The sequence below is a fragment of the Phenylobacterium sp. genome, from assembly GCF_036263695.1.
Taxonomy (GTDB): domain Bacteria; phylum Pseudomonadota; class Alphaproteobacteria; order Caulobacterales; family Caulobacteraceae; genus Phenylobacterium.
The window spans coordinates 1-10421 of the sequence record NZ_DATAGM010000263.1 but is presented as its reverse complement, the minus strand read 5'-3'; the positions used below and the strand labels follow the sequence as shown (position 1 = coordinate 10421).

Sequence of the window (10421 nt, the reverse complement as noted above, 5' to 3'; positions counted from 1 at the left end):
GGACATGTTGGAGAAGAACATCTCGCGCAGGGCGTCGGAGGAGCCCTTCAGCGCCAGCGCCAGCTGATCCTTGTCCACCGACCGCAGCAGGGTCTGGACCCCGCCCGGATCCAGCTTCGACAGGTCCTCGAAGACGAACATCAGGGCCCGGATCCGCTCGGCGCTCTCGCGGTTGCGCTCCTCCAGGGCGGCGATGAAGCGGGCCTCGGTCTGCCGGTCGAAGGCGTTGAAGATGTCGGCCATCATCTCGTGGCTGTCGCGCTTCGAGGTGCGGGCCAGGTTGGACATGAACTCGGTGCGCAGGGTCTGCTCGATCTTGTCGAGGATCTCCCGCTGCACCGGCTCCATACGCAGCATGCGCATGACGCACTCCAGGGCGAAGTCCTCGGGCAGGGCGGCCAGCACCCGCGCGGCGTGCTCGCTCTTCACCTTGGACAGCACGACGGCGACGGTCTGCGGGTATTCGTTCTTCAGGTAGTTGGCGAGCACCGCCTCGTTCACGTTGCCGAGCTTGTCCCACATGGTCCGACCCGCGGGGCCGCGGATCTCCTCCATCAGGGCTTCCACCTTCTCCGGCGGCATGACGGCCGCCAGCAGGCGCTGGGTCTGCTCGAAGCTGCCCATCAGGGCCCCGCCGCCGGACAGGCCGGCGACGAACTCGACCAGCAGCTCCTCGACCGCGGTGGAGGAGACGGTGCCCAGGCTCGCCATCGCCTGGGAGACCTCCTTGATCTCCTCCTCGTCGAGGGATTCCCAGATCGCGGTGTGGTCCTCGCCGAGGGCGAGCAGGACCACCGCCGCCTTCTCCGGCCCGGACAGGCGGGTCGGGTCGCTGATGACCTTGGCGCGCGTGCTCATGCCGTACCCTTACGCTGTGTCATGGAGCCAGCCGCGGAGGATGGAGACGCTCTCCTCCGGGTGGCGGTCGACGAATTCGGCGACGCGCTTGACCGAGCTCGCCTTCACCTGGCCCTCGATGCGGGCGATATCGATCCCGTTGTCATGCTCGGGCCCGGCCAAGGCCAGGGGCTCGCCCGGCTCGGCCGCCACCATCCGCTGTCCGCCGCCGGCCGGCGCGCTCGCGGTCAGAAAGCCGCCGGAGGCCTGGCCGGAGGTCACGCCCTTCACCAGCGGGCGGGCCACGAAGAAGATCATCAGCAGGGCGACGAGGCCGAGGACGGCCAGTTCGACCGCCCGGATGATGTCGTTCTTGTCGAAGCCCATCAGCGGATTGGCCGCCTCGGTGCCGCCGGCCTCGGCGGTGGAGGGGAAGCGGACGTTGACGACCGTCACCTGGTCGCCGCGATCCGCGTCGAAGCCGACCGCGGCGCGGACCAGCTGCTCGATGCGCTGCATCTCCTCGGCCGAGCGGGGCGTGTAGGCGCCGGGCTGGCCGTTCGCGCCGGCGGCGGTGGCGCCGTCCACGGCCACGGCCACCGAGATCCGCTTCAGCTCGCCGGGCTCCTTCACCTCGGTGCGCAAGGTCTTGCTGATCTCGTAGTTGGTGGTCGATTCCGAGCGGCCGGAGTTGGAGCTGTTGGTCGCCTCGCCGAAGTCGCCGGCCCCGCCGGGGATGTTCGCCGAGGCGGTGACGGCGCCGTTCTCGTCGGCCTGGTTCTCGGCGGCGGTTTCCTCGACGGTCTGCTCGGAGCGGACCACCTGGCCGTCGGGGTCGAAGGTCTCCTGCTGGACCGTGACCTTGGCCAGGTCGAGCTCGGCGGTGACGTTCACGCGGCTCTTGCCGGGGCCGACGACGCCTTCCACCAGGCCCTTCACGGTCTTGGCGATGCGCTGCTCGATCTCGCTCTTGCGATCGTCCGCGGCGGCGCCGGCGAAGCCTTCCTGCCCGCCGGACAGGGTCTTTGCGTGCTGATCGACGACGGTGACCCGCTCGGGCTTCAGGTTCGGAACGGCGCCGGCGATCAGGTTCTGCACGGCGCGGACCTGGTCCGGCGTCGGCTCGCGGCCGCCGACGGCGATGGTCACCGAGGCCGACGGTTGCTCGGATTCTTCCTCGAACAGCTGGCGCTTGGGGAGAACCAGGTGAACGCGGGCCGAAGTCACCCCGTCCAGGCTCATGATGGTGCGGGCCAGCTCGCCTTCCAGGGCGCGCTGCTTGTTCAGCTGCTGGACGAAGTCGGTCTGGCCCAGCGCATTGGCCTCGTCGAAGATCTCGTAGCCGACGGAGCCGGAGGTCGGCAGCCCCTTGCTCGACAGCATCAGGCGGGTGGCTGCGACCTCATCGCGCGGGACCATGACGGTCGAGCCGTCACCCTTGAGTTCATACTTCACCCCGGCTTGGTCGAGGGCCTGGGTGATGGACCCGGCCTCCTTCAGGTCGAGATTGGAATACAGCAGCGCCTTGGGCTCGCGCAGGCCCAGCGACAGCGCCACGAGCACCGCGGCGACGCCGGCCCCGATCCCCAGGATCGCCGCCAGCCGCCCGATGCCGAATCGCTGAATCGCCCCCGATAGCGGATTCAAACCCTGCGCCCCTTCCCCCGAACGCGGAGGGAGCACTGACTCTGCCCACCGCTAGGCAGCTTTTACCCAGTCCATGGTAAACGACTTGTTTAAGAAGTGGCTTAACCGGGGGACGTCTCGCCGCAGCCGACCTCGCCCTTCCAACACGCAGCGCCAGGTGAGATGTTTAGGAAGCAGCCGGTGCGAGACCGCCGTGCTTCCCGTGTTCTTCAGTCCGGGGCGGTGACGGCGGAGCTTTCGGCGCCGGCAAGAACGCCTGCCAGTATCTCGGGATCGCCTGAGGCCATGGCTGCCTCTACGAATGCAGGCTCGCCTAGCGGGATGCGGGCCATGATTCCGGCGCGCAGCATGCGCTCCACAACGCTCTTCCTGCCCAACCGGATAGCCAGCCAGAGCGGTGTCCTTTTCGCTCTGAAGTAACTCACGCCGGAGAGCGGGTCTGCGCCAGCCGAGAGCAGAGTGTCGACGGCTCCTTCTCGCCCCCTGGCTGTTGCCCAGGCGAGTGGCGTGAAGCCAAAGGGATCCACGTCGTCCACGACTGCGCCGGCCTGAATCATCCGGCGAATCTCAGAAGTCGTCCCTCGCCGCGCCGCCTCGTGCAGCGTGCGCACTGGTCCACGCACCTTTCGGACCGGTGTCGCCGACGACAGGATCATCTCTTCGTCCGTGCGCGGCGCGACAGAGTCGCTCTTGGTCAACAGACGGCAAACGTCGCGATGAGGAAACTCGTGCCGGTCGGCCAGCACGCGATTGTACGCATGTCCATACAATGCAACCGACCGGTCCCATTCGCACGTAGCTCGTGGACTGTCGCAATCCTCGGGATTGTCGCTGTAGGTGACGGTCATCAGTTCGAGCGGCCGTCCGCCCCACCGTCCTGTATCCGGGGCGTTACAAACGAGGCCAAACGGCCAACTCCCGCCCATTGTGGCGCCCCAAACCAATCGGAAGTCTCCGTCACGGGCCGCAGCGGCCGCTTCCTTGGGAGCACTGCGGGCCTCCCACTCGCTCGCCGCCGCGGTGTGTGGGGCCAGCGGGAGAAGCAGCGCCAGGACGAGGGCGCCAGGAGCCCTTCCCGTGAGCCTCATCATCCCGACCACCTTTCTCATCCAATCTCACCCCCAGGGCGACAGGGCGCCCCAGTTGAACAGCACGGCCGAGAAGGCGGCGTAGATCAGCGTCGTGAGCGTGAAGGCGAGCTTGCGGCCAGGCGACCACGAATCGACCCGCCGCCCGCCTTGCCAGATGATCGGCAGCAGCACGACCGTCACCGCCGTCAGAACGGCGGCGAACAGGGCGCAGGCCGAGGCGATGATCAGCGTCGCGCCGGGCCAGTTGTAGACGACGTTGGCGATGTCGCTGGCCTGGGTCGCCCAGACGCCGAACAGGGCCAGGGCCGCCAGCCACAGCAGCGCCTGGGTGTTCTGGATTAGGCTGGCGCGGCCCTGGACGGTGCTCTCGCGGTGCTCGCGCTGCATGCGCCGCATGATACCGCCGAGTGTGGCGATCGCCGCCAGCGCGGTCAGCAGGGCCAGCAGCGCCAGCACCTGCGGCTGCTTCATCAAGCCCGCCCGCTCCAAGAGGGCGCCGTTGGAGCTGGTCTGCAGGCTCGCAGCCCGGCTGTCCTGGAACGCGAACTGCAGCCGATCCTCGCCGGTGACGGAGACAAACCGGCCCGCGGCCGGGTCGCCCTCCGGAACGAAGAGGCGCGCGGCGTCGAGGCCGGGAGCGGCTAGCATCAGCCGCCCGTCCTGCGTCACCCGCACCTGCGCGCCCGACTGGAAGAGCATGACGAAGCCTTCCAGGCCGCCGTGCGCCCGGCGCGAGGCCAGATAGTAGCCGTCGAACCGCTCCGCCTGCTCGGCGAGCGCCGGCACGCCGGGCCGCGGCGGCGGCGCGGGCGCGACATAGAACTGCTGGACCACCTGGTCGGCCAGGTCCTGGACCAGCCGCCCGCCGGTCTCGGTATTGGCGCTGACGAAGATCCCCAGGCCCAGCTGCGGGGCGAGCGTCATGTTCGACATGAACGAGAGGGTCGCCCCGTCGTGGCCGTAGCCGGTGATCCCGCCGGGCAGAGCGTACTGGATGAAGCCGTGCGTCCAGCCGTTGATGCCGGCCGGAGTGCGGCGCAGCGGCGTTTGGAACAGCTGGGCCGTGCGCGGCGAGTAGATGACCGCGCCGTCCAGCGTCCCGCCGTTCAGGATCATCTGCATGTAGCGCGCCATGTCGGCGGCGGTGGACGAGGCCGATCCGGCCGGCGCCACGTGGCCGATGTACTCGAACTCGCGCGGCGCGAAGCCGGTGGGCGTCCAGCGGTAGGGCTGGCTGACGTGCTGGGCGAGCGCCGCCGGCATCGGGGCGGGCAGGCCTTGCAGCGTCGGCCGCGGCTCGCGGAAGGTGGTGCGGGTCAGGGCCAGCGGCCCGGTGATCCGCGCCTCGATCAGCCGCTCGAACGGCGTCTGCGAGACGTGCGATGCGGCCGCGCCGGCGAGGCCCACGGCGTAGTTGGAGTAGCTGGAGCGGGCGCCCGGCTCGGCGACCCGGCTGGGCCGCTCCTGCTGGAGGTAGGTGGCCAGCGGCCGTTCGCGGCCCGGACGCTGCTCGAACAGATGGCCCAGCGCGCGGTCCTCGAACCCGGCGGAGTGGTCCATAAGGTGGCGCACCAGGACCTCGTTCTCGAAGCCCTGGTCGGGGACCTGCAGCCGCTGGGGCAGGTAGAGGTTGACCGGCGCGTCGAGCCGGATGCGGCCGGCCTCGACCTCCTGCATCAGGGCGATCCAAGTGAAGGTCTTGGAAATGGAGCCGATGCGGAACAGGGTCTGGTCGGGATCGACCCGCCGGCCCTTGGCCAAGTCGGCGTAGCCGTAGCCCTTCTTCATGGCGATCTGGCCGTTCTGCACCACCGAGACGGTGACGCCGGCGATGTGGTCGCGGGCCATCGCCTGCTTCACCACCCCGTCGACGAAGGCCTCCAGCTCGGCCGGGGCGATCGGCTGGCCTGGCGCGAGCCGCGCGCCGGAGGGCAGGGTCGGCGCCGCCGCGGCGGGGGCGAGGCCCGCCCCGGGGCCGGCCGGCGCGGGGCCAGCGGCGGGCGCGGCCGCCGGGCGGGCGGCCGGACGCGGCGGGCGCAGCTTTGGCGCGGGCGGATTGGGGACCGGCGCGCTGGCGACAGGCGCGGACGGCGCAGGCGCCGGACCGGCGGCCTCCGGCAGCGGCTGGGCTGGAGCCGGCGGAGCGATCGACAGGACGGCGAACAGCGCGGTGAAAACCGCTTTGACGAGGGGACGCATCGCGCGGATTCCATCGAGGCGGCGGGATGCGACGGACCCTAGGGTGCTTCGCCCGCCGGTCAAAGGCCGGCTAGTTGTCGCGCCCGGCTGGTGCGGCGAAGCTCAGCAGCGGCAGCACAGGACTGAGCTCAGCCCCCACGAAGACCTGCGGCTCCGAGGGCGGGCTCGCCCCTTCCTTGACCTCGCGCTCGGCCACGCACCGCCGCACCGCCGTCGCCAGGGCGGGGAAGCCCGCGCTGCGGTCGATCGACTGCAGGAAGCATTCGTCGAAATAGGGGTAGCGGTCGGCCTCGCCGCAGCCGAACGAGGTGCGGTCGCGGCGCGCCGCGGTCAGGATCATCCGGTTGGGCGCCGCCAGGTGCGGCACGAACACGCCCGAGAAGCACGCCGAGATGACCACCACGGTCGGCTTCTTTCCGCAGGCCCGGTCGAGCATGCTCGCCATCACCGGCGGCGGGACGATCCGCTCGCCGATCACCACGCCCTGCGGCAGGCCGTGGGAGGAGACGTAGAAGAGACAGCCTTCGGCGCCCGCAGCGGAGAGTTCGGAAAGCGTCTCGTAGATGCGCCGGGGCTCGGAGGGCTGGGGACGGGTGTCGGCGTAGCGCCCGGGACGCACCGAGAACTGGCCGATCCTGGCGGGCTCGAACCCGGCCCGCACCAGCGCCCGGGCGACGTCCCGGCGGGCGTTGTCGAAGGCCTCGGTCGGGCCGCCTTCGCTGCCCTTCCAGTCGCCGGCGACGACCACGGCGGCCCAGTCGGAGAAGGGCGCGGCCGGCGCGGGCCCGGCCCAGATCAGGGCCAGGGCGAGGAGCAGCGCGCCGAGCCCGCCGCGCACGGCGGCCTACTTCTTGTAGCTCTGGAAGGGCGTCGGAATGGCCGTGCCGGTGGCCTTGGCCAGGAGCCGGCCCTCCGGATCGTAGAGCTCGCCTTCGGTGAACGCGACCCGCGAGCCCCAGCGGACGACCTTGCCGATCCCGCGGATCTTCCCGGGCGCCGCCGGGCGCAGGAAGGTGGTCTTCATCTCGGCGGTGGGCGCCACGTGGGTCATCCCCGAGGCGACCATGCAGGCCACCGACATGCACTCGTCCAGCATGGCGCAGAGATAGCCGCCCTGGATCTGCTTCATCGGGTTGAGCAGCAGCTCGGGCTTGGCCTCGAACTCCACTTCGACCGACTTCTCCGCCTGGCTGACGGCGACCATCTTGAAGCCGAGGGTCTGGGAGCCGGTCGGCTGGTTCTTGGTCCTAAGGAACCGCTGGAGAATCGCCTCGTCGGTGAGGGCTTCGCTCTCCTGCGAGGCGACGTCGGTCATTCAGGCCTCATTTCTTCCGGAACTTGTCCAGCGACACGATCTTCGGCGGCTCGCCGGAAGGCGGCTCCCCGTCCGGCGGCTCCGCCGCTGGAGGTACGATGGCGTCGGTCTGCTCGCCTGCCGCGGCGGGCGGCGGCTCGAACTGCAGCAGGAACTGCACCGACGGGTCGTAGAAGCGGGTAACCGCCGCGTAGGGGATCGAGAGCCACTTGGGCTGGCCGCCGAACCGCAGCGTCACCGAGAAGAAGGTCTCGCCGGGGGCGAGGTCCCAGTACTGGTGCTGCAGGACGATGGTCATCTCGTCCGGGTACTTGGCCAGCAGGTCCGGCGGGCCGGAGACGCCCGGCGCGTCGGTCTTAAAGGTGATGTAGAAATGGTGCGCGCCCGGCAGCCCGCCTGGGGCCGCGGCGCGCTTCAGGGCAGCCTTCACGACGCCGCGCAGGGCTTCCTGCGCCATAGCCTCGTAATGCATCAAATCCTGAGCCGGAGGCTCTTGGGCCATCGGTGTCACCGCGGGAGGAAACGTACGCCCAAAAGGTAGCGTCTGCGCGGCCCCGCGCAAGGCGCGATGACCCGGTGCGGCAAGGACTTTTCAGCCCCGTGGCCGAAGGGCCCGATATCCGAAGGGAAGTGGGGGCTTCTGTTGCCAGGCGCCCCCGAGCCCCGCCTGGCGCTGCTAAGACACCAGGGCTTTAGGTCGACTACCGTCGCACCGCTTACGCGGCGAGGCGGATGTCTTCAGCGAAGTTATCGTTCGCAGTTAGATTAAGACCCGAAACGGTGGGTCAGGCCGGGAGAAAGCAACGCCTTTAGACGTCTGTCGATGCTGATCGGCCCCGCACAGCTCCGGCGATACCCGGAAGAAGATTGGTGGAGCCGCCGGGAATCGCACCCGGGTCCAGTCCGCTTATTACGCGCGCGTTTATCCCCATAGTCCGGTCGCCCGGACAGAAAGCAATATAGGGGATCGGGGTTTCCATTTGAAGAACCTCCGTCTCGAAAGCTGTCGCCGCGTAAGCCTTCGCCGTTGGCGCCGCCCGGCCGCGGGGCTAGCCTTTGGCCATTCAACGACAAAAGCATTTGGAGGAGACGACGATGGCGGGACGTCTGGCCGGCAAGGTCTGCATCATCACCGGCGCGAGCCGCGGCCTGGGGCAATATTGCGCGGTGGGCTACGGCCGCGAGGGGGCCAAGGTGGTGGTCGCCGCCCGCACCGAGAACGTCACCGACGAGCGGCTGCCGGGCACCATCTATGACACCGCCCGGCTGGTCGAAGAGGCCGGCGGCGAGGCCCTGCCACTGGTCTGCAACGTCGCCGACATGGAGAGCGTCGAGCAGATGGTCGAGCAGGTCCTGGCCAAGTGGGGCCGCATCGACGTGCTGATGACCAACGCCGCCGTGCAGCCGGCCGGCTTCATCTCCACCATCAAGCCCAAGTCCTGGGAGCTGGAGTTCAACATCAATGTCCACGGGCCGTTCCGCTGCATCCGCGCGGCCCTGCCGGCCATGCAGGCCCAGAAATCGGGCTCGATCATCAACATCTCTTCGATCGCGGCCACCGGCGGGTCCCACTACGGGGCGACCAAGCGCGCCATCGAGTCCATGACCATCGGCCTGGCCCGTGAGCTCAAGGACCAGGGCATCGCGGTGAACGCCATGAAGCCCGTCGGGGCCATCGAGACCCCGGGCCTCTTGTTCGGGCGCCCGCAGTCCCAGCGCCCCGGCGGCCAGGCCCGCCCTGAGCTGCCGCGTCCGGACTCCTATGTGGAGGCGGCGATCATCCTGGCCGCCGCGACGCCCGAGGCCATCACCGGCCAGGTGCTCAACGACGCCCAGATCGTCGAGCGCTACGCCCAGCCCGAGCTGAAGGACCGCTTCCGCGCCGAGAACCCGCAGAACTGGGTCGCGGCGATGACCGCCTAGCGCTCCGTCCCCGCCGCGCCGGTCGCCGCGTTCGGGGCGGCGGCCGCGCCTTCCTCGACCACGTTCGGCTCGGGGGTGAAGCTGGGGGCCTGGGCGCGGTTGGTGCGGGCGGCCTGCAGCCGGCCGCCGCTCTCGATCAGCTGGTTGTAGGCGGTGCGCTCGCGGGCGAAGTCGGCGCCCCTGGGGAACAGCACGTCGAAGCGGGTGTCCTGGCCGAGCGCCCCCTTCAGCGCCGCCTCCAGCGCGTCGGCCACCTGGCCGATCTCGGCTCGGTCGCAGGCCCGGCGCAGGGAGACGGCCCGGCCTGGGACCATCAGCGTCACGTCGTACGCGGTGCCCTCGACGCAGATCGCGTCGGCGGTGTCCTCGGCCTCGGTCACCCGCACCTCCCGCGGCGCCGACCACATCTGGTGGTTCCTGAGCGCCTGCAGCTGGGCCGCGGAGCCTTCCGGCAGCTCGGCGTTGATGTCGACCCGGCGGGCGATCCCCGGCTGGCAGCAGGCCAGCCCCGCCCGGGCCTGGACGAAGGCTTTGCCGTCTTGGCGGACCACCACCCGGGTCACCATCTGGCGCACGCTGCCGGAGGGGCGGACCCAGACCTCCAGGATCATCTCGTCGCCACGCAGCACCTGCCACTGCAGGGGCGGCAGGCCCCACAGGCGGTAGAGGGTGGCGTCGATCCCGTTGTCGACGGCGGTCATCCGCTCGCGCCGGCCGGCGCGCCGCCCGCCCAGCGGATCCAGGGCCTCGGCCGCCACAGGCCATTCGCCGTCCCACCAGTCCTTGGCGTCAGGGGCGGGGTAGGGCCAGGGCTGCACGGGCCCCGCCGGCTCGAGGACTTGCGCAGCGCGCCGGCCGAAGAATTGCGCCTCGGCGGAAGAGGCGAGGATCAGGAGCGGGGCCAGGGCATAGGCGAAGAGCCGGGCCATGGGCGCCTCCTCACATCGCTTCAGCTCCCCGGGTGATGGAAAGCACGCCCGTGCGCGAGAGTTCCACCAGCCCCAGCGGCCGCATCAGCTCCACGAAGGCGTCGATCTTGTTGGGCGCGCCGGAAACCTCGAACACGAAGCTCTCGTGGGTGGTGTCGATCACCCGGGCGCGAAAGATGTCGGAGACCCGCAGCGCCTCGACCCGTTCGGAGCCCGTGCTCTTCACCTTCACCAGGGCGAGCTCGCGCTCCAGGCCGTTGGGGTCGCGGGTCACGTCCTGGACCTCGCGGACCGAGACCATCTTCTCCAGCTGGGCCTCGATCTGGCCCAGCACGTGCGGCGTGCCGCGGGTGACGATGGTCACCCGGCTGGTGTGGGCCCGCCGGTCGGTCTCGGCGACGGTCAGGCTCTCGATGTTGTAGCCGCGCGCCGCGAACAGGCCGACCAGCCGGTGCAGCACGCCCGGCTCGTTGTCCACCA

General features: G+C 70.0%; 10 protein-coding genes and 1 other RNA gene. 1 reads left to right on the top strand and 10 read right to left on the bottom strand.

All coding sequences use genetic code 11. The annotated features are described in order from the left end of the window. The 8 genes from VHK87_RS10640 to ssrA form a co-directional block, all read right to left on the bottom strand. Window positions 1–858: flagellar motor switch protein FliG (locus VHK87_RS10640; RefSeq protein WP_329634873.1), on the bottom strand; the 858-nt coding region annotated here is incomplete at its 3' end. Between the two features lie 9 nt (window positions 859–867). Further along, window positions 868–2484 carry a flagellar basal-body MS-ring/collar protein FliF gene (fliF, locus tag VHK87_RS10635; RefSeq protein ID WP_329634872.1) on the bottom strand — a complete coding sequence of 539 codons (1617 nt, stop codon included), beginning with the start codon at window positions 2482–2484 and terminating at the stop codon, window positions 868–870. A 209-nt stretch (window positions 2485–2693) separates the two neighbouring features. Then, on the bottom strand, window positions 2694–3332 hold the full coding sequence (locus tag VHK87_RS10630) for an ankyrin repeat domain-containing protein (RefSeq protein WP_329634871.1): 639 nt from the start codon (window positions 3330–3332) through the stop codon (window positions 2694–2696). A 267-nt stretch (window positions 3333–3599) separates the two neighbouring features. Next, a complete protein-coding gene (locus VHK87_RS10625; protein WP_329634870.1) occupies window positions 3600–5774 on the bottom strand; it encodes a serine hydrolase domain-containing protein in 2175 nt (724 codons plus the stop codon). A 70-nt stretch (window positions 5775–5844) separates the two neighbouring features. After that, window positions 5845–6612 (bottom strand): C13 family peptidase, encoded by a 768-nt coding sequence (locus VHK87_RS10620; protein ID WP_329634869.1) that lies wholly within the window; start codon window positions 6610–6612, stop codon window positions 5845–5847. A gap of 6 nt (window positions 6613–6618) precedes the next feature. Further along, the gene (locus tag VHK87_RS10615; RefSeq protein WP_329634868.1) at window positions 6619–7089 is read right to left on the bottom strand and encodes a PaaI family thioesterase; all 471 of its coding nucleotides are present in this window, start codon (window positions 7087–7089) and stop codon (window positions 6619–6621) included. A 7-nt stretch (window positions 7090–7096) separates the two neighbouring features. Continuing rightward, window positions 7097–7591, bottom strand: a complete 495-nt coding sequence (locus VHK87_RS10610; protein ID WP_329634867.1) for an SspB family protein — start codon at window positions 7589–7591, stop codon at window positions 7097–7099. A 127-nt stretch (window positions 7592–7718) separates the two neighbouring features. Next, window positions 7719–8078: a transfer-messenger RNA gene (gene ssrA / locus VHK87_RS10605) on the bottom strand. A gap of 106 nt (window positions 8079–8184) precedes the next feature. Between ssrA and VHK87_RS10600 the strand changes: the two genes are divergently transcribed. Next, the gene (locus VHK87_RS10600) at window positions 8185–9012 is read left to right on the top strand and encodes an SDR family NAD(P)-dependent oxidoreductase (protein WP_329634866.1); all 828 of its coding nucleotides are present in this window, start codon (window positions 8185–8187) and stop codon (window positions 9010–9012) included. Here VHK87_RS10600 and VHK87_RS10595 read toward each other — a convergent pair. Then, the gene (locus tag VHK87_RS10595) at window positions 9009–9941 is read right to left on the bottom strand and encodes a hypothetical protein (protein ID WP_329634865.1); all 933 of its coding nucleotides are present in this window, start codon (window positions 9939–9941) and stop codon (window positions 9009–9011) included. The genes VHK87_RS10600 and VHK87_RS10595 overlap by 4 nt on opposite strands. 10 nt (window positions 9942–9951) lie before the next feature. Then, window positions 9952–10421, bottom strand: a 470-nt coding sequence (gene ilvN, locus VHK87_RS10590) for an acetolactate synthase small subunit (RefSeq protein ID WP_329634864.1), incomplete at its 5' end; no start/stop codon positions are given.

Excerpts from the sequence above, each read along its gene's own strand:
- VHK87_RS10630 (WP_329634871.1), bottom strand. The coding sequence starts at position 3,332 with ATGACCGTCACCTACAGCGACAATCCCGAGGATTGCGACAGTCCACGA.
- VHK87_RS10625 (WP_329634870.1), bottom strand. The coding sequence starts at position 5,774 with ATGCGTCCCCTCGTCAAAGCGGTTTTCACCGCGCTGTTCGCCGTCCTG.
- VHK87_RS10615 (WP_329634868.1), bottom strand. The coding sequence starts at position 7,089 with ATGACCGACGTCGCCTCGCAGGAGAGCGAAGCCCTCACCGACGAGGCG.
- VHK87_RS10610 (WP_329634867.1), bottom strand. The coding sequence starts at position 7,591 with ATGGCCCAAGAGCCTCCGGCTCAGGATTTGATGCATTACGAGGCTATG.
- VHK87_RS10600 (WP_329634866.1), top strand. The coding sequence starts at position 8,185 with ATGGCGGGACGTCTGGCCGGCAAGGTCTGCATCATCACCGGCGCGAGC.
- VHK87_RS10595 (WP_329634865.1), bottom strand. The coding sequence starts at position 9,941 with ATGGCCCGGCTCTTCGCCTATGCCCTGGCCCCGCTCCTGATCCTCGCC.